Genomic DNA, 17,963 nt, shown 5'->3' with positions numbered 1-17,963 from the left:
CTGCCTATCGAAATATACCAATATATACATCGAAACCTACTCGCAAAAATAAAATGATGACTAAAAAATTAAGCTACACCACTTTCATGTTGGCACTTGCTAGCAGTTCTTTTTCATATGCTGATACGACTTTTGAATTAGGTCGTATTGAGGTTAATGCCGAAAAACCTTTGCCAGCCTTAGGCTCATCCACTGTAGATGCTGAAACATTACGTGATGAAAATAGAGAAAACGTAACCGAAGCACTAGATCGCATACCCGGTATCACTGTCACAAATATCGGTGCGCGAAGTGAACAAATCGTGCAGTTACGGGGCTTTGACCTAAGACAAGTACCGGTCTTTGTGGATGGCATTCCCATCTATGTGCCCTATGATGGTTATGTTGATTTGGGACGCTTCACCACGTTCGACTTAGCTGGCATTGATGTTTCAAAAAGCTTTAGTTCTGTTTTATATGGCCCAAACGTGATGGGCGGTGCCATTAACCTAGTTAGCCGAAAACCCACGGAAAAACTCGAAGGTGAAATCGGTGCAGGTTATAACGTCGGTGATCGCAGTGGCAGTGAAGGCAAAAGAACTTGGCTCAACCTCGGCAGCAACCAAGGCCTTTGGTATGCGCAGTTTGGTGCAAGTTACCGCCAACAAGATAGTTTTTCGCTTTCTGATGACTTTGATCCGGTTGCATCACAAAACAATGGTTTACGAAATAATGCAGATCGCAAAGACACCAAAATCAATATCAAACTTGGACTGACACCCAACGCGACTGATGAATATGCAATTGGTTATGTCAAACAAGATGGTGAGAAAAATACGCCACCCTATGCTGGCGATAATCCAGACGTCCGAACACGCTATTGGCAATGGCCATATTGGGATAAAGAAAGCGTTTATTTATTAACAAATACTGCACTAAGCGATGATAGCTATATCAAAACCCGCTTTTACTACGACAGCTTTGATAACTTGTTGTCTAGCTTTGATGACGATACATACTCAAGTCAAACGCGCGGTTATGCCTTTGATAGTTTTTATGATGATGAAACCTATGGCGCCAGTGTTGAATATGGCAAAACTTTAGGACGACATGATGTCAAACTAGCTGCGCACTATAAGTTTGATGAACATAAAGAAAATGATCTTGATGAACCCGTCAGAACCTTTCAGGACATCACAACCTCGTTAGCCATCGAAGACACTATTCGTCTGACCGATAAACAATATCTTGTTGCTGGTATTAGCTACGATAAACGTCGCAGTGAACAAGCCGATGATATTGACACTGGGCAACCATTTGATACCAATGATGCGGATTCATGGAATCCTCAGATTGGTTACTTTGTAGAACTTGATGACAGTAATGAAGCCCGCTTAACTTTATCGAAGAAAACACGCTTCCCGACCATAAAAGATCGCTATTCATATCGATTTGGAAGCGCACTGCCGAACCCAGGTTTAGATGCAGAGCAGTCAAAAACCATCGAGGCCGGTTGGGTTCACCGTGTTGGCACTACAGCACGCTTTGACGTTGCCTTTTTTTACAGCGATATAAAAGATCTGATTCAAGAAGTCAGCATCACGCCTAACATATTCCAATTTCAAAACGTGGGTGAAGTTAGCGCTAGAGGTATTGAGCTTGGCAGTGACTTTTGGCTAGGTAAATGGGAGTTTGGCGGTAATTACACCTATTTAGACCGTGTAAATAAAAGCTCGGATCTCAAACTTACCGACGTGCCAAGTCATAAACTCTTTACCTACGCTACGTGGCATATTTCACAGCCATTGAGCATTTCAGCCACAGCGCAATATGAGAGTAAACGTTACACCACAACCGAAGGTGACAGAATCGCAGATGCATTTACCATCGCCGGTGTTCGTGCCAAATACCAATTTGATAAAGGCGTGACAGCAAGACTTGGTGTTGAAAACCTATTTGATAAAAATTACGAATATCAAGAAGGCTTTCCAGAAGCAGGTCGTACTTACTACGCTAACCTGAGCTACCAATTCTAATGACACAACTAAAACTACTTGGCGGTTTTATCTGCCTATTATTGATATCAGTGGTGGCTCAGGCCTCCACACTTAACGTGATAACGAGCTATCCGCAGCCCGTGGTGGCCGTCATCCAACAAGCCTTTGAAAAGTCGCATCCTGATATTTCATTAAACATCCTTTGGCGTCGACCTCATGATGCGTTAATGACCTTAACCAATCAGCCAGATGAGGCCGTGGATGTGATTTGGCTGCCTTCACCGAGAGTGTTTTACACCCTCAAAGATGATAATCAATTAACGCCGTTAAATATTGATGAAACAGGCCTTCCAAACGAGATTGGTAACGCTTCAATATCCGATGCAGATGGTTATTTTATGGCCACTGAGATCGCTGGATATGGCCTATTTTTCGAGCCTGAAACGCTGAGTAAAAATTCACTAGCTGTTCCGACTACTTGGCAAGATTTACAACACCCTCAATGGCAAAGTCATGTTGCTTTACCTATTCCCTCTGAGGTTAATTTTGCCCATATGCTGATCGATCAACTGTTGCAAACTGAGGGTTGGCAAATTGGTTGGCAGCAATGGCAACAAATTGCCGCCAATAGTCAGTTGATGGGTCGTGGCACGATGTTTACTACTGAAGCAGTATCGACAGGCGTCGCCAAAATCGCTTTTACAATGGATTTCTTTGCAGCAACGAGTATCGCTAATGGGGTTGAGGGTCGCTTTATCTATCCTGAAAAAACAGCATTTAATCCTGCCCATGTCGCTATTTTGTCGAGAACAAAACAAACTGAAGCCGCCAATACTTTTGCTGCATTTCTCGTATCTGAATCAGGCCAAAAAGCATTACTTCACCCAGATGTCCGTAAGTTGCCGATAAGACCAAGTGTTTATCAAGCAACCTCCACAATGCAAAATCCATTTAGCAGTGACCATCATGCAAATTATGATTATCCGCTTGGCTTTAGCAGACGTGAATTTAATGCGGTGGTGTTTGATGCTTCGATTACCGCGCACCATGACAAGCTCAAAAATGCTTGGCAGCAATGGTATGCATTACAAGCAATAGCCTCCTCCGAGGAATTGGCAGAAATTAAGAAAATGCTACTCAACTGGCCGGTTTCAGAACCTAAGCTTGATGATGAAATCGTTTTAGCTTGTGCTCAGCGTCATGATGACGATGTAAAACGCCAAAACTGCGAAGCGTATCAAGCAGAGATCAGCCAGATCTTTGAGCAGCAATATGACCAAGCGTTGGCTAAATTAGCGAAGCTTTCTCAAAAACAATGATTTGGAAAACATTTAGCTTGCTAATGTTGAGCTTCACATTAGTAAGCTTTAGTCATGCAGAAATAGCACTTGAGACATCTGCAACGCACCGTCGAGCATTAGCTCAACCAATGCCATTACTGACAGAGCAAAGCCAATTAATTGAGTTTGCCGCTGGTCGCAGCCTGTTTAATCAAATGTGGGTTATTGCGCCATCACAAGATGATGATATTGATGGCCTTGGCCCTCTCTACAACAGTATTTCTTGTTTAGCCTGCCATCCCGGCAATGGTCGTGGCAGCGCACCTAATGGTCCTGATGAGAAAATGCGCGCGATGTTAGTGAGGTTAAGCGCGCCTTCAGATAATCTGTTTTATGCTAAGCCGCATCCTGTTTATGGCGGTCAATTACAAGAGTTTGCTGTTCCAAATGTACCAGCAGAGGGACGCGCTGAAGTACATTATGAAAACGCCAATATCACCTTAAGTGATGGTGAAATCGTCAGCTTACGTAAGCCAATGATTAAACTTGTCGAGCCAGGCTATGGCGAGTTTGGTGACATATTAACCTCAGCACGGATTGGACCTGCCCTTGTTGGTATGGGACTCATTGAGGCGATTGATGAACAAGCCATTCTTGAATGGCATGATCCTGATGATGCCAACAATGATGGTATTTCTGGCCGAGCTAATTGGTTAACTAATGAGGCAACACATCAACCGCAAATTGGACGCTTTGGTTACAAAGCAAATATTGCGTCATTAGCCGAACAAACAGCCAGTGCGTTTCAAGAAGACTTAGGTTTAACCTCAGCGATATTTCCAGTCGAAAATTGCAGTTCGCAACAAACAGATTGCCAGCAAGCTGAGTCAGGCGGCGCGCCAGAATTAGCTGAAAAGCAACTTGATGCGGTTAATTTTTATCTACAGTTTTTAGCCATTCCAAGTCAGCGAGATCCAGCGCACCCTACTGTCATTAAAGGCAAAACGATCTTTTCTGAAGCTGGCTGTGCGGCTTGTCATCGCCCACAAATTAAAACATCCGCTCATGCAAAACCGGCAGCTTTTGCTAATCGTTTACTTTCACCCTACAGCGATTTTTTATTGCACGATATGGGTGAACAACTTGCAGATCATCGTCCAGATAATGGTGCAACCGGCACAGAGTGGCGAACAGCACCATTATGGGGGATTGGCCTTGCTGATACCGTTGGGGATGAAGTCGGATATTTGCATGATGGACGTGCCAGAAATTTGCTCGAAGCGATTTTATGGCATGGCGGTGAAGCCCAAAAAAGTCGAGATGCGGTGATTAATATGCCTAAGCAACATCGTGATGCATTAATCACGTTTCTAAAATCACTATAGCGTAAACTAAATGATGAGACCGTTTATCAAGTTAAGAAAGATCGTCTACAGCTTAGGCCTACTCATCATGATTTCAGCCAATACCGTCAGCGCGAATGAATTTACTGTGTTCGCTGCGGGTAGTTTAAAAACTGTTTTAAATGAATTAATTGCTGAGTTTCAACAGCAACATGATGTGACAATTCACACCCGCTTTGGTCCTAGTGGTTTGTTACGCGAAGCGATTGAATCTGGTGATGATGCTGATATTTTTATCTCAGCCAACCTAACTCATCCTCAAAAACTAGCAACCATGAGATGGGGGCAACATGTCACCTCATTTACTCAAAATCAATTATGTGCCATTGCCCAAGCAGACACCGTTATCAGCAAGCGTAATTTTTTAACGGCACTGTTAGATGACGACACCCGCATTGGCACCTCAACACCAGAATATGATCCCAGTGGTGACTACGCTTGGAAATTATTTCAACGTGCAGATCATTTGTTACCAGGAAGTTTTCAGGTATTGAGTCAAAAAGCCAACATGCTTACTGGCGCACCGAACAGTCCTGAAATACCCGCTGGTGAAAATGCCTACGGCTGGTTATTAAACCAAGACAAAGTTGATATTTTTCTCACCTATTGCACCAACGGTATTTTGGCTCAGCGAACATTTCCCGATTTAAAAGTAGTACTTCCCCCTCCCTCACTAGCTGTTGGCGCAAGTTATGGGTTTATTGTGCGTTTTGACGCACCAACAATAACCGAGACTTTCGCTACTTACCTTAATAGCGAATCCGCACAACATCGTTTAAAAAAATTCGGTTTTTACCACCCCTAATTCTTTTTTCATCATATTGTCATCAGCAACAGTTATTTATGTAGTTTTATGCGCATAAATATGTATAAACAAACATATATAAAGATATAAATACCCATATAAAATAACCACTTACCATTAAATATATGATTTAATATGCCAATGGAATTTCATATTGATTTTAACTGGCAAATTCAAAGTAACAACGAAAACTGGCCAGTCGATCCCCTCTTATTAAATCTGCTATCAGCCATTGATAAACATGGCTCTCTGCAAAGTGCTGCCCGCGATAACGATGTCTCCTACCGACATGCTTGGGGTTTAATGGAAAAATGGCGAGAGCGATTCCAATTACCTTTGATCGAAAAACATCGCGGCAGAGGAACACGCCTTGCACCTGCTGGTCAGCATCTCTTGCAAGCTCATCAACACTTGCAGGCAAGACTACTGCCACAATTAAGTAATCAGGCAACACAGTTAAGACAACAAATTCAGCAACTTCGAACCGCACAAACGCCAGCGAGACTCAAAGTTTTCGCTAGTCATGGTTTAGCCGTGAGTGCTTTGAGAGATGAGTTAAATCAGCAACAAATAGCCGTTGATCTACACTTTCATGGCAGTTTGGAAAGCTTATTGGCACTCCAGCAACAACAATGTGATATCGCTGGATTTCACATTCCAACCGGCCCTCTCGGTAAACAATTAGCGCCGGATTATCTGTCATTGATAGATCCAGAAACGACACAACTTTGTTATCTCGTAAAACGGCAACAAGGGATCATGATTGCCAATGGTAATCCGCTCTACATTCAAAAAATGACTGATTTAACACGCCCCGACGTGCGTTTTATAAACCGTCAACGTGGCTCTGGAACTCGGCTACTGCTTGATCAGATGCTGCTTTCAGAGCAATTAAACGGCTCTGATATTCAAGGCTATAACCAAGAAGAGTTTACCCATATGGCGGTGGCGGCAATGGTTGCTAGTGGTGTAGCGGATTGTGGTTTTGGGATTGCGGCAGTAGCGGCTAAATTTAATCTCGATTTTCTGCCACTTTGTGAAGAGCATTATTGTTTGGCAATTCCGAAAAGTTACCTTGAGGATCCTCGGATCCAGTCAATTTTAGCATTTCTCAAATCAGATGATTGGCATACATCACAGGCCGATGTACCGGGCTATGATGTAAGCCAATCAGGTCAATTCGTATCATTTGCAGATACTTTTGAAGGTCGCTAAAACGCCCACTGGCTGCGCATCAAAAATATCCGTGGTGTTTGTCCATCATTAGGCCCACCATTGACATCCAGTACGTTGATGTAATTTGCTGAAAACCTTAGCATTGGTACCGGATACCAATTCACACCAAAAGTCATACTTTGGATCTCACCACCAAAGATATCTCTATCGGTCAAATCAAGACTGCTATATCGGACCGCTAACTCCCATGCACCCAATCCACCATCATCAAAATGTTTGGTCGGCACTGGACTATCAAAGTCACCATTATCGTAATTCAGCGAATCATCGGTTAGGAAGAAGCCACTTTGTACATGCCAACCTGCAAAGGTCACGTCAGGTTGATCGACTCTCGTGACATTTGTCTGCATATACTCGGCTTGTGCAGACCAGCGCCCACGCACTGCCGCCCACTCAACACCGGTTCGTGTAAAGGTTTCAGCATTTGGAATAATGCCAGTATCTACGATATTAAAACTGGTCACCCTAGCTTCAGGACGCTCACGAAAACGTAGCGTCGCATCATCGTTTAATTCACGATAAAACGATGCCAAACCAAAATGTAGTAAACGTCTATCAGCATTGATAGGTGCCAGCGTTAAACGGCCACCATAGCCCCAACCTTCACCATTGGCATCAGATTGCTCATTCTCATCATCACCAAATACGCCGGCAGCAAAACTCCAATGTTGACGCTTGGTATCGCCCATAAAGCCGATATAACGATCACCACCAAATGCACCGAGTAAACTACGTTCTATTAACTGAGAGTCGCTTGAACTAGAGCGGTATTGCAGCCCTAATGGGATCTCCATCAAACCGACACGAAACCGTGCTTTATCCCAGCCTAAATAAGAAACATAAGAATCTCGGATCTTGCCACCATCCGCAAAGTCATAATCAAGCTGAAAGCCCCAATCACGATAAATACGGCCTGTCCATGCAAGTCGCGCGCGACGAATTCTGGCACCATCATCGATATCAGGGTTGCCCGTATAGTTGGCCATATCGACCATCAAACGACCTCGAAGACGGGTTTCAAACATACCATCACGACTTTTTACCTGAATACCGCCTCGTGTTGTGACCTCTACGCCCCGCTCAGCTTGTTGTTTTACTTCGGCTAATGTTTGCTGGTCTGTTGCAGCTTGCTGTTTAAGCTGCGCCAGTTCTGCCTGACTATCGGCTGCTTGTTGTCTGACTTCAGACAATTCCGCTTTTAATGATTCGACTTCAGCAGTTTGCTGTTGCTTAGTTTGATTAAGTTCAGACAGTAATTTTTGGTACTGCTCATCACTGACCATGCCATTTTCATAGAGCATGTCCACCAGCAGTTTTAACTCTGATGCTGAAGCAGGCAAACTCGCCATGCCGATCAATATCACCATCGCCAGTCTTTTTAGTGCACTCATAATCTTCCCTGGTTCTTATAGGAATTTTTCCTATGCGTAGGGTAATGAATGCAGCCTTAATTAAAACTGAAATTTTTGAATTGTTAAATTTAGGAGGGGTGGCGCTGCCAAAGGCCTGATTTACCACCGGCCTTTTCGTGCAATTGAATATCTGTCATGACCATGCCTCGATCGACCGCTTTACACATATCGTAAATCGTCAATAAACTCACTTGTACTGCAGTCAAGGCTTCCATCTCAACCCCCGTTTGCCCAGCCGTTGCCACGGTTGCCAGACATTTCACAGCATGATTTTGCGCATCAATCTCAAAGTCGACACTGACTTTAGTTAATGCCAATGGATGACATAACGGAATTAAATCACTGGTCTTTTTCGCAGCCATGATGCCTGCAATTCGAGCGATACCCAACACATCACCTTTCTTATGATTGCCTTGGGTAATTAATGCTAAGGTGTCGGGTAACATCTTAATTTGCCCCGTAGCTATTGCTCGGCGCTGAGTAATATCCTTTGCGCCAACATCAACCATATGAGCTTCACCGGCTTGATTAAAATGCGTTAATTCCGACATAGTCAGTGTTATCCTTTAACTTTCAGTAACCGCAACAATAAACCGATGTCTATTCAAGTCAAATTTTTTGCCAGTTTACGCGAACAACTTAACCTTGCTGAAACAGAAGTCTCAGACGTCACAACTGTGGCCGAAGTATGGCAAAAAGCAACGTCGGGAGAAGCCTTACCAGAGCGAATACTGGTTGCGGTCAACCTCGACTACGCTACCTTAGATACGAGTGTTTCAGACGGTGACGAAGTTGCCTTTTTTCCACCGGTGACCGGAGGATAATATGGCCACGCAAATATTGGATTGCGATTTTCTGCCTTATCAATGGTTAACCGAATTTAATCAGCGTTTACCTGTCGGGCAGTGTGGTGCCTCAGCCAGTTTTATCGGCACCATGCGCGATATGAATGACAATGAAAACGTCAGTCATATGACGCTAGAACATTACCCCGCAATGACTGAGAAGTATCTTCAAGATCTCGAAAAACGAGCTTGTGAACGTTGGCCGCTAGCATCTTGTCTGATTGTCCATCGCGTCGGTGACATTCAGCCTGGTGATGCCATTGTACTAATAGGCTGCTGGTCAGCACATCGCAGAGCGGCATTAGATGCCTGTGACTGGCTGATTGAGGAATTAAAATTTAACGCCCCATTCTGGAAAAAAGAACAACGTCAGGATGGCAGTCGCTGGGTCAGTGAAAATACGGACGGAAATGAATAAAAGGAGCAAATCATGATCACCGCCTTATATGCCGGATTATGTGCTTTATTAATCGTTAAACTGTCATTAAGTGTTATTGCGTTACGACGCAAACACAAAGTCCCCCTTGGTGATGGCAATGTGCCAGAGCTGCAAACTGCGATTCGTCTTCAAGCGAATGCCACCGAATATATTCCTATTGCCCTTATTCTCATTTTGCTTCTGGAGATGATGAATATCTCAGTCTGGCTCATTCACCTTGTCGGTATCATTCTTATTATTGGCCGCGTTTTACATGTGATGGGTCTAAAAAATAATGACCTCAGCAAACGTGTACTGGGCATGAAAGTCACCTTGTTCCTTATTATCGCGCTTGCAGTGTTAAATATTGCTTACCTAGCAATGGGTTACTTTAGCGTCTGGTCCAACGTTTAATTCTCCCCCCCCCCCCCCTCTCGGACACGATTAGGTTAGCGAGCGACGGTATACTCAAATCACTCCCTTATGACGTAAATATCATATTTTTCGCACAGATTGACTGTGTTAGCTTTTGCTATCAATTACTTAAACTGAAACATATGCAGTTAAATGCATATTGAGTAACAGAATGGCAAAACCAACTCGCCACGAAAATATGGCTGATAACTCAGTAATGCGAAATTTACCCGCTGTCAGTGTTAACAAGATCGTTAACGCTCGCCACAACGATAAGCCCTTTGTCGAAGTTATGACTGATGACATTGCCACCGAAATACCGGTTGCACTGGTCTATAACTGTGTCTCTCATGCAGTCATGATGGCATCACCATCCGACCTTGAAGACTTTGCTTATGGTTTTAGCTTAAGTGAAGAAATCGTTAAAAACGTTGATGAGATAGAGTCAGTCCATGTCTTACAAAATGAGCAAGGCATCACCTTACGTGTTCGCATCCATGAAGAACGCTTTGCTGAATTAAAGCAACGCCGAAACTTGGTTGGCCGAACAGGCTGTGGTCTGTGTGGAACAGAAACCCTAAAGCAAGCCATTCGTCCAGTACCTCAAGTCATAGCACCCGACTTATCGGCAGAAGTCATCGAGCACGCCTTATCAGCATTGCGAAGCCAACAGCCAATCAACGCATTAACTGGTGCCACTCATGCAGCCGCATGGTGTGATTTGTCTGGTCAAATATTGGTTTGCCGTGAAGATGTTGGGCGTCACAACGCACTCGATAAACTGATTGGTCACCTGCAACGCCAGCAGGTCGATGTTAGCCAAGGTTTTGTTTTAGTGAGTAGTCGCGCTAGCTATGAAATGGTGCAAAAAACCTGTCAGGCGGGTATCGGAGCCTTGGTCGCTATTTCAGCACCAACCTCGCTTGCCATTGATATGGCACAACAAGCAGATTTATTACTGGTAGGATTTGCCCGAAATCAAAGGCACATTATTTATCATCAACCGCTTACTGCAGCAGAACGTTTGCAGCAGGCTATTTAGTCAGAGTTTATGTCCACATCTGATATCGATACATCAGCATCATAGATCTAACGAAGCCCAAATCTCGTCAATTCGCTCAACCACAGCAGGATCTTTTTCGATAGGTCGGCCCCATTCTCTATCCGTCTCACCGGGTAGTTTATTCGTGGCATCCATACCCATTTTGGATCCTAAACCAGAGACTGGTGAAGCAAAGTCCAAATAATCAATTGGGGTATTTTCAACCAGTACGGTATCGCGCGCTGGATCCATTCGGGTAGTGATCGCCCAAATCACATCCTGCCAATCACGTACGTTGACATCATCATCAACGACTATGACAAACTTGGTGTACATAAACTGACGTAGAAATGACCAGACGCCCATCATGACGCGCTTGGCGTGTCCGGCATATTGTTTCTTCATACTGACGACCGCCATTCGATATGAGCAACCTTCTGGAGGCAAGTAAAAATCAGTAATTTCCGGAAACTGTTTTTGCAAAATCGGCACAAACACTTCGTTTAAGGCGACACCTAATACGGCTGGCTCATCTGGTGGGCGGCCCGTGTATGTGCTGTGATAGATGGGCTGTTTTCGTTGGGTAATTCGCTCAACGGTAAATACCGGAAAAATATCGACTTCGTTGTAATAACCAGTATGGTCACCATACGGCCCTTCAGGTGCCATATCATCAGGATGAATCACACCTTCGAGAATAATTTCCGCATTGGCTGGCACTTGTAAATCATTGCCAATACAACTGACTAACTCGGTTTTACTACCACGCAGTAAACCGGCAAACGCATACTCGGATAAAGTATCAGGCACCGGAGTCACAGCGCCCAAAATCGTTGCAGGGTCACAACCTAACACCACGGCGACAGGAAAAGGTTCCCCCGGATGCGTTTGCTGCCATTCTTTAAAATCTAACGCACCACCGCGGTGAGATAACCAACGCATGATGACGCGATTTTTGCCGATGACCTGTTGACGATAAATACCCAAATTCTGGCGAGTCTTATGTGGCCCCCTTGTGACTACTAATCCCCAAGTAATTAATGGTGCGGCATCTTCTGGCCAACAATGCTGAATGGGGTATTGGCTAAGATCGACATCATCACCTTCAATAATGGTTTCCTGACAGGCCGCTTTTTTAACGACTTTCGGCCCCATATTCATGACTTGGCGAAAAATCGGTAATTTTTCCCAAGCATCTTTCATACCTTTAGGTGGCTCTGGTTCTTTCAAAAAGGCCAGTAATTTTCCAACTTCACGTAAGGCTTCTACCGAGTCCTCCCCCATACCCATTGCCACACGTTTTGGTGTGCCAAATAAATTAGCAAGAACGGGGACATTACTACCTTTCGGATTTTCAAACAAAATCGCCGGACCACCTGCACGTAACACTCTGTCACAGATCTCTGTCATTTCCAGATAAGGATCAATTTCAGCCGTGATGCGTTTCAGCTCACCTTGTTTTTCTAGACCACTGATAAAGTCACGTAAATCGGTATATTTCATGCCATCTCAAGTTTTTCTATTCGTGATACGTAGCTTAACAGTTTGCCATCAACAATCGATAACCTAGATGCCGTTATTAAATTAAATTTTGGCTTTAAGGATTTTTAAGGGCAATAAATCGTCCGAAGCTAAGTACAACCTTTTTTAAAAACCAAAAGCGATAGCAAATGTTAAAAATTTTCTTCACTGGACTCGCCCTATTCTTTTCCACTTTAAGCTTTGCAGATGACCACAATAGTCCCGTTGGTATATGGCAATTAGTCTCTTATGAAGTTGAGTCACAAGAAACTGGCGATATTTTCACACCGATGGGCAAAAATCCGACGGGTTACGTCATTCTTACCGCCGATAATCGTATTTCGTTTGTACTGACTGCTGATAACCGCAAACCAGCAAAATCTATTGAAGATAAAGCAAAACTATTAGATACCTTGATTGCCTACTCAGGCACCTATCGCATCGAAAATAACCAATTTATTACCAGCGTTGAAGTTGCTTGGAACCCAGCCTGGGTTGGCACAGAGCAAGCACGAAACTTTCAATTAGAGGGTGACACGCTTCGGATATTAACGCCATGGCGCATGATGCCGAATTGGCCTGATGCGATGACACGTAGCATCGTGACCTTTCAAGCGGTTAAAGATTAACCTCTTGCATTTAAAACTTACGCCGCCATATTGATGATTTAGTACAATGAAAACAATCTATTAACTCATCATGAGGAGATGGTTATGGCTGGAGGATGGTCCCGTGATGGTGCGGTGCAAGATCAAATCGATGCCAGTGTTGAAGATGCGATAAGTCAGGCACGTTCACAATTGCCCAAAGGTGAAAGTCTCAGCCATTGTGAAGAATGTGATAAACCAATTCCCGAAGCGCGTCGTCAGGCAATTCCTGGTGTTCGTCTTTGCGTGAAATGTCAGGAAATTGTCGATAAAGAAAATAAAGCGGCAGGCCTGTTTAATCGCCGTGGCAGTAAAGATAGTCAGCTTCGCTAGTCAATTGACAAAATCTTCATATCGGCACGATTAATCTCACGTGGGTGACTAGTAACATCTGAGCGAACCCGTTACAGTTCACCAGGACCAACAACATCCAAGTTGGCCGGCCAAAGCCCGATTGAAAGAGAGAAATATAATGAAAAAATTACTCATGACCCTGCCATTGGTATTAATGACATCAACCGTTATGGCAATCAGCGCTGAAGATGAAAAAAACTATACGCAAAACTATCAAGCGCAATTAAAACCACTGGTGGTAAAACAACTAAGTGCTGATCGTCCAGAAATGACAGCAGCCGCAGTAGAAATGGAAGCAAACGCATACGTCGCCAAGATGGCAAGCTGCCAATTAAAAGGTTTAAAGCTGTTTCCTGAAAACTACCAAGAAAAAGCCATTTTGCCTGTCGCCCAAGGCGCTGACTTAAGTGCGACCACACAAGCTTTAAATGCTGAAATGATTAAAGACATTGAAGCCGGTACGATCTCTAAAGACGCTGCTACCTTGCTAATTCAAAATGCACAGGAAACCGTGCAAATTTGTTTGAATAACAAAGGTTAATGCTGATTTCAAAAGCAAAAAAAGGGCCTTTCGGCCCTTTTTTATGCGGCAATGCCTGAATGCCTCAACAAGGCATCAATTTGCGGCTCACGACCTCGAAACTCAATAAACAACTCCATCGGCTCACGGCTACCGCCCTGTTCCAAAATAGCTTGTAAAAAGTCCAAACCCGTTTGGCGATCAAAAATGCCATTTTCTTCAAATTTCGAAAAAGCATCGGCTGATAGCACTTCCGCCCATTTATAACTGTAATAACCTGCAGCATAACCGCCAGCAAAAATATGCGAAAAACTATGCGCAAAGCGATTAAATTTAGGCGGTTTTACAACCGCAACTTCGTCACGAACTTGCGCCAAAATTTTATCGACTTGATTCGATTCATTTGGATCAAATTCCAAATGTAAGCGGAAGTCGAACAATGAAAATTCAAGCTGACGTAACATCATCATGGCTGACTGGAAGTTACGCGCAGCAATCATTTTTTCAAATAAATCATCCGGCAGTTTGTCGCCAGTTTGATAATGACCAGAAATCAAATCCAGCGCTTCACGCTCCCAACACCAGTTTTCCATAAACTGACTTGGCAATTCGACGGCATCCCATGCAACGCCATTAATACCAGATACGCCAGCAGCTTCAATCTTGGTCAACATATGATGTAAACCATGACCAAACTCATGGAACAAGGTGGTGACTTCATCATGGGTAAATAAAGCAGGTTTATCACCAACAGGTTCAGAAAAATTACAGGTCAAAAATGCCACAGGGATCTGGATGCCATTTTTGGTTTTACGACGAACTTTGCATTCATCCATCCATGCTCCGCCCCGTTTATGCTGACGGGCATACATATCTAAATAGAATTGCGCTCTGACATTGCCGTCATCACCGACGATCTCAAAAAATCTAACATCAGGATGCCAAACATCAACATCGGTATTTTCACGAATATCTAGGCCATAAAGACGATTGACCACCGCAAATAAACCGTCAACAACACGGTTTTGTGGGAAGTACGGCTTTAACTCTTCTTGTGAAATCGCATAACGTTGTTGGCGAAGTTTCTCTGCAAAATAGGTAATATCCCAAGCTTCCAGCGTTTCCAATCCAGATTCTTGCTTGGCAAATTCACGTAACTCTGCAAACTCTTGTTCAGCAATAGGCTTACTCCGGGTAGCTAAATCACCCAAGAAATCCAGAACTTGTTGTGGGCTTTGCGCCATTTTTGTCGCCAGTGAGCGTTCAGCATGATTGGTAAAGCCAAGTAACTGTGCTAAGTCATGTCGTAACTGCAAAATATCTTGCATGACTTCAGTGTTATCCCATTGACCAGCATTGGGGCCTTGATCTGAGGCTTTGGTAGCAAACGCCGTGTATATCTCTTCTCGAAATTCACGATTATCGGCGTAACTCATAACTGGCATATAAGATGGAAAATCCAGGGTAAATAACCAACCATCGAGGTTTTCACGCTTTGCCATTTGCTCAGCCATAGCGATAGTCGACGGCGGTAATCCTGCGAGCAATGACTCATCCGTAATATGTTTTTTCCAGGCGTGTGTTGCATCCAACAAATTTTCTTCGAACTTCGCACAACGCTCAGTCATTTGCTGTGAAAGCTGTTTAAAACGATCACGATCTTGCTGATTTAATTCGACGCCAGATAATCGAAAATCACGAACCGCGTTATCAACAACTTTTTTCTGCGCAGTATTTAATTGGTTGTATTCATCACTTTGCTGCAAAGTTTTATAGGCTTGGTACAAATCTTCGTTTTGTCCCAGCTCCGTGCCAAAATCACTTAATTTTGGTAAACAAGCATTGTAAGCCTGACGTAATTCATCAGAATTCATCACCGAGTTTAAATGGCTGACTGGGGACCATACTTTGTCGATCATGACATCCAGCTCTTCCATTGGCTCAACCAGACTTTCCCATGTTGGTTGCTGTAAATCAGCCAAGGTATCTTTCACCATTTGACGCGCTTGATTCAGCACATGATCGACCGCAGGCTCAACGTGTTCAGCCTTTATCTTAGAAAAAGGCGGTAAAAATTCGTGTTCTAGTAATGGGTTACTCATAGCCATCCAGTTCCTATGTTTTCGTCATATTGACGGCGATTACACTTGTTTGCGTCATATTTCTGCAATCAAAAGGTCACATCGCTGCAATAGTCTTTCGTTAGTGTGCGCTCAAGTTAAAGATAAGGGCGCATTATGCAAACACAAGTCAGTCCTAAACAAAAACTCAAAGTTCGTAGTGTATGGATTTCTGACATCCATTTGGGCTTTCGCGGCTGTAGTGCCGAGTTACTTCTGGACTTCTTGCATCATACCGAATGCGAATACTTATATCTGGTCGGTGACATTATTGACGTTTGGGAAATGAAAAAACGTATGTTCTGGCCACAAGAACACAATAATGTGATTCGCACCCTTCTCGGTAAAGCCAAACACAATACCAAAGTGGTTTATATACCAGGCAATCATGACGAAGTATTCCGTGATTACGATGGCATGGTGTTTGGTAACGTTGAAATCAAACACGAGGCAGTGCACACCACTGCAGAAGGCAAGAAGCTGCTCATTTTGCATGGTGATGAATTTGATAGCGTGGTCAAAATCTCGCCGATGTTGGCCAAAATAGGCAGTCGTTTGTATGAGTTCTTACTCAGAGCAAATCGCTATGTCAATTTAGTGCGTCGCAAAATGGGCTTTTCATACTGGTCATTGGCTGCATTTTTGAAGCATAAAGTTAAAAATGCTGTGCAATACATCAGTAACTTTGAAGAAGCCGTAGCACATGAAGCTGCACGTCAGGGCGTAGATGGTGTGGTTTGTGGTCATATTCACCGCGCTGAAATCAGTGAATTACATGGCATTGACTATTACAACTGCGGTGACTGGGTAGAAAGTTGTACTGCACTGGTAGAACACCCTAATGGTCAAATGGAAATTCTGACTTGGACAGAGTTAATGACTGAATCCAAGGCTATCGCACAGGCTGCCTAAATGAAAATCATCATTGTGACCGATGCTTGGGAACCGCAGGTTAACGGCGTGGTTCGCACGCTGGGTATCACAAGGAATTATCTGGAAAGTTTTGGTCATGAGGTAAAACTCATTACGCCACAGCTTTTCAAAACCGTTCCCTGCCCCTCCTACCCAAGTATTCGACTCGCTTTGTTTCCATATCGCCGCGTCGCCAAACTCCTCAAAGAGTTTGATGCCAATGCCGTACATATCGCAACAGAAGGCCCATTAGGTCAGGCCGCTCGCCGCTGGTGTTTACGTCACAATGTTCGTTTTACCACGTCTTATCACACCCAGTTTCCAGAATATTTGCGGTTACGTGCACCAATTCCACTCAGTTGGAGCTACGCTTTTTTTCGTCGTTTCCATAAGCCTGCCGTTCGAACGTTGGTACCAACAGCTTCACAAAAACAACGGTTAGTTGAGCGAGGCTTTGAGGGCATAGCGGTTTGGGGACGTGGCGTTGATACCGAAATTTTTAAGGCTGACAATCCCATTAAGTTGGATTTACCAAGACCTATTTACGTCAATATGGGAAGGGTTGCGGTTGAGAAAAATATTGAAGCTTTCCTCAATCTCGATTTGCCAGGTAGCAAGCTAGTGATTGGTGATGGCCCTGATTTAGCAATGCTTCAAAAGCGTTATCCCAATGTCACTTTTGCTGGTGCTAAGTTTGGTGATGAACTTGCTAGTTGGTTAGCGGCTTGCGATGTGTTTGTATTCCCAAGCAAAACTGATACCTTTGGCTTAGTCATTCTTGAAGCCATGGCTTGTGGTCTGCCAGTTGCAGCTTATCCCGTAACAGGGCCAATGGATATTATCGAAAACGGCAGTACCGGCATCACCCATGACAATTTACAAGTTGCAGCCTTAGAAGCTAGCAAGTTAAACCCTGCTGATTGTATCCATTACGCCAAGCTTAATAGTTGGACAGCCTGTAGTCGTGTTTTTGAGTCGATGATGTTTGATAATGCCCCGCAAACAACCGGTTTGATGACTGCTGACGTCGCAGGCTAAACACGGCTACGTTGTTTCCA

Annotated in this window: 18 protein-coding genes; 14 read left to right on the top strand and 4 right to left on the bottom strand. The window is 43.9% G+C overall.

The features are described from left to right. Window positions 1–53 precede the first annotated feature (53 nt). The 5 genes from OMP94_RS09855 (at window position 54) to OMP94_RS09835 (ending at window position 6,679) form a co-directional block, all read left to right on the top strand. Window positions 54–2,015, top strand: coding sequence for a TonB-dependent receptor plug domain-containing protein (locus OMP94_RS09855; protein ID WP_266278122.1), 1,962 nt, complete (start codon window positions 54–56; stop codon window positions 2,013–2,015). Then, entirely contained in the window at window positions 2,015–3,295 is a 1,281-nt protein-coding gene (locus OMP94_RS09850) for an ABC transporter substrate-binding protein (protein ID WP_266278121.1), read from the top strand. Before OMP94_RS09855 ends, OMP94_RS09850 begins: the two co-directional genes overlap by 1 nt. Then, window positions 3,292–4,641 carry a di-heme oxidoredictase family protein gene (locus OMP94_RS09845; RefSeq protein WP_266278120.1) on the top strand — a complete coding sequence of 450 codons (1,350 nt, stop codon included), beginning with the start codon at window positions 3,292–3,294 and terminating at the stop codon, window positions 4,639–4,641. Before OMP94_RS09850 ends, OMP94_RS09845 begins: the two co-directional genes overlap by 4 nt. 10 nt (window positions 4,642–4,651) lie before the next feature. Further along, window positions 4,652–5,464, top strand: coding sequence for a molybdate ABC transporter substrate-binding protein (locus OMP94_RS09840; RefSeq protein ID WP_266278119.1), 813 nt, complete (start codon window positions 4,652–4,654; stop codon window positions 5,462–5,464). A 135-nt stretch (window positions 5,465–5,599) separates the two neighbouring features. Then, window positions 5,600–6,679 (top strand): substrate-binding domain-containing protein, encoded by a 1,080-nt coding sequence (locus OMP94_RS09835; protein ID WP_266278118.1) that lies wholly within the window; start codon window positions 5,600–5,602, stop codon window positions 6,677–6,679. On the opposite strand, the gene OMP94_RS09830 is transcribed toward OMP94_RS09835, so the two are convergent. Both OMP94_RS09830 and moaC read right to left on the bottom strand, forming a co-directional pair. Further along, entirely contained in the window at window positions 6,676–8,091 is a 1,416-nt protein-coding gene (locus tag OMP94_RS09830) for a porin (RefSeq protein WP_266278117.1), read from the bottom strand. The genes OMP94_RS09835 and OMP94_RS09830 overlap by 4 nt on opposite strands. A gap of 89 nt (window positions 8,092–8,180) precedes the next feature. Then, on the bottom strand, window positions 8,181–8,663 hold the full coding sequence (gene moaC, locus OMP94_RS09825) for a cyclic pyranopterin monophosphate synthase MoaC (protein WP_266278116.1): 483 nt from the start codon (window positions 8,661–8,663) through the stop codon (window positions 8,181–8,183). 45 nt (window positions 8,664–8,708) lie between these two features. Here moaC and moaD point away from each other — a divergent pair, with 45 nt between their 5' ends. From moaD to fdhD, 4 genes are all read left to right on the top strand, one after another. Next, window positions 8,709–8,936: a molybdopterin converting factor subunit 1 gene (gene moaD / locus OMP94_RS09820; RefSeq protein ID WP_266278115.1), complete on the top strand. Its 228-nt coding sequence runs from the start codon at window positions 8,709–8,711 to the stop codon at window positions 8,934–8,936. A 1-nt stretch (window position 8,937) separates the two neighbouring features. Then, complete coding sequence (locus tag OMP94_RS09815) at window positions 8,938–9,375, top strand: molybdenum cofactor biosynthesis protein MoaE (protein ID WP_266278114.1); 438 nt, start codon at window positions 8,938–8,940, stop codon at window positions 9,373–9,375. A gap of 12 nt (window positions 9,376–9,387) precedes the next feature. Continuing rightward, the gene (locus tag OMP94_RS09810) at window positions 9,388–9,789 is read left to right on the top strand and encodes an MAPEG family protein (protein ID WP_266278113.1); all 402 of its coding nucleotides are present in this window, start codon (window positions 9,388–9,390) and stop codon (window positions 9,787–9,789) included. 172 nt (window positions 9,790–9,961) lie between these two features. Further along, on the top strand, window positions 9,962–10,831 hold the full coding sequence (fdhD, locus tag OMP94_RS09805) for a formate dehydrogenase accessory sulfurtransferase FdhD (protein ID WP_266278112.1): 870 nt from the start codon (window positions 9,962–9,964) through the stop codon (window positions 10,829–10,831). Window positions 10,832–10,870: 39 nt separating this feature from the next. On the opposite strand, the gene ubiD is transcribed toward fdhD, so the two are convergent. Then, window positions 10,871–12,334 carry a 4-hydroxy-3-polyprenylbenzoate decarboxylase gene (gene ubiD / locus OMP94_RS09800; RefSeq protein ID WP_266278111.1) on the bottom strand — a complete coding sequence of 488 codons (1,464 nt, stop codon included), beginning with the start codon at window positions 12,332–12,334 and terminating at the stop codon, window positions 10,871–10,873. A gap of 167 nt (window positions 12,335–12,501) precedes the next feature. Between ubiD and OMP94_RS09795 the strand changes: the two genes are divergently transcribed. From OMP94_RS09795 to OMP94_RS09785, 3 genes are all read left to right on the top strand, one after another. Further along, complete coding sequence (locus tag OMP94_RS09795) at window positions 12,502–12,981, top strand: lipocalin-like domain-containing protein (protein WP_266278110.1); 480 nt, start codon at window positions 12,502–12,504, stop codon at window positions 12,979–12,981. An 84-nt stretch (window positions 12,982–13,065) separates the two neighbouring features. Beyond that, window positions 13,066–13,332 carry a DksA/TraR family C4-type zinc finger protein gene (locus OMP94_RS09790; RefSeq protein WP_266278109.1) on the top strand — a complete coding sequence of 89 codons (267 nt, stop codon included), beginning with the start codon at window positions 13,066–13,068 and terminating at the stop codon, window positions 13,330–13,332. 139 nt (window positions 13,333–13,471) lie between these two features. After that, the gene (locus tag OMP94_RS09785) at window positions 13,472–13,894 is read left to right on the top strand and encodes a hypothetical protein (RefSeq protein ID WP_266278108.1); all 423 of its coding nucleotides are present in this window, start codon (window positions 13,472–13,474) and stop codon (window positions 13,892–13,894) included. 41 nt (window positions 13,895–13,935) lie between these two features. Here OMP94_RS09785 and prlC read toward each other — a convergent pair whose 3' ends face one another. Then, window positions 13,936–15,975, bottom strand: coding sequence for an oligopeptidase A (gene prlC, locus OMP94_RS09780; RefSeq protein WP_266278148.1), 2,040 nt, complete (start codon window positions 15,973–15,975; stop codon window positions 13,936–13,938). 135 nt (window positions 15,976–16,110) lie between these two features. On the opposite strand from prlC, the gene OMP94_RS09775 reads away from it, so the two are divergent. After that, window positions 16,111–16,905 carry a UDP-2,3-diacylglucosamine diphosphatase gene (locus tag OMP94_RS09775; protein ID WP_266278107.1) on the top strand — a complete coding sequence of 265 codons (795 nt, stop codon included), beginning with the start codon at window positions 16,111–16,113 and terminating at the stop codon, window positions 16,903–16,905. Then, the gene (locus OMP94_RS09770) at window positions 16,906–17,943 is read left to right on the top strand and encodes a glycosyltransferase family 4 protein (RefSeq protein ID WP_266278106.1); all 1,038 of its coding nucleotides are present in this window, start codon (window positions 16,906–16,908) and stop codon (window positions 17,941–17,943) included. Window positions 17,944–17,963: the final 20 nt, after the last annotated feature.

The sequence above is a fragment of the Methylophaga sp. OBS3 genome, from assembly GCF_026319325.1.
Taxonomy (GTDB): Bacteria; Pseudomonadota; Gammaproteobacteria; order Nitrosococcales; family Methylophagaceae; genus Methylophaga.
This window is presented reverse-complemented; position numbering and strand designations above follow the sequence as displayed.

Bases quoted from the DNA above. Each gene is read 5' to 3' on its own strand.
- OMP94_RS09815 (WP_266278114.1), top strand. From the start codon at position 8,938: ATGGCCACGCAAATATTGGATTGCGATTTTCTGCCTTATCAATGGTTA.
- OMP94_RS09770 (WP_266278106.1), top strand. From the start codon at position 16,906: ATGAAAATCATCATTGTGACCGATGCTTGGGAACCGCAGGTTAACGGC.
- ubiD (WP_266278111.1), bottom strand. From the start codon at position 12,334: ATGAAATATACCGATTTACGTGACTTTATCAGTGGTCTAGAAAAACAA.
- OMP94_RS09790 (WP_266278109.1), top strand. From the start codon at position 13,066: ATGGCTGGAGGATGGTCCCGTGATGGTGCGGTGCAAGATCAAATCGAT.
- OMP94_RS09840 (WP_266278119.1), top strand. From the start codon at position 4,652: ATGATGAGACCGTTTATCAAGTTAAGAAAGATCGTCTACAGCTTAGGC.
- prlC (WP_266278148.1), bottom strand. From the start codon at position 15,975: ATGAGTAACCCATTACTAGAACACGAATTTTTACCGCCTTTTTCTAAG.
- fdhD (WP_266278112.1), top strand. From the start codon at position 9,962: ATGGCAAAACCAACTCGCCACGAAAATATGGCTGATAACTCAGTAATG.
- OMP94_RS09810 (WP_266278113.1), top strand. From the start codon at position 9,388: ATGATCACCGCCTTATATGCCGGATTATGTGCTTTATTAATCGTTAAA.
- OMP94_RS09830 (WP_266278117.1), bottom strand. From the start codon at position 8,091: ATGAGTGCACTAAAAAGACTGGCGATGGTGATATTGATCGGCATGGCG.
- OMP94_RS09795 (WP_266278110.1), top strand. From the start codon at position 12,502: ATGTTAAAAATTTTCTTCACTGGACTCGCCCTATTCTTTTCCACTTTA.
- moaD (WP_266278115.1), top strand. From the start codon at position 8,709: ATGTCTATTCAAGTCAAATTTTTTGCCAGTTTACGCGAACAACTTAAC.
- OMP94_RS09845 (WP_266278120.1), top strand. From the start codon at position 3,292: ATGATTTGGAAAACATTTAGCTTGCTAATGTTGAGCTTCACATTAGTA.
- OMP94_RS09855 (WP_266278122.1), top strand. From the start codon at position 54: ATGATGACTAAAAAATTAAGCTACACCACTTTCATGTTGGCACTTGCT.
- OMP94_RS09775 (WP_266278107.1), top strand. From the start codon at position 16,111: ATGCAAACACAAGTCAGTCCTAAACAAAAACTCAAAGTTCGTAGTGTA.
- OMP94_RS09835 (WP_266278118.1), top strand. From the start codon at position 5,600: ATGCCAATGGAATTTCATATTGATTTTAACTGGCAAATTCAAAGTAAC.
- moaC (WP_266278116.1), bottom strand. From the start codon at position 8,663: ATGTCGGAATTAACGCATTTTAATCAAGCCGGTGAAGCTCATATGGTT.
- OMP94_RS09850 (WP_266278121.1), top strand. From the start codon at position 2,015: ATGACACAACTAAAACTACTTGGCGGTTTTATCTGCCTATTATTGATA.
- OMP94_RS09785 (WP_266278108.1), top strand. From the start codon at position 13,472: ATGAAAAAATTACTCATGACCCTGCCATTGGTATTAATGACATCAACC.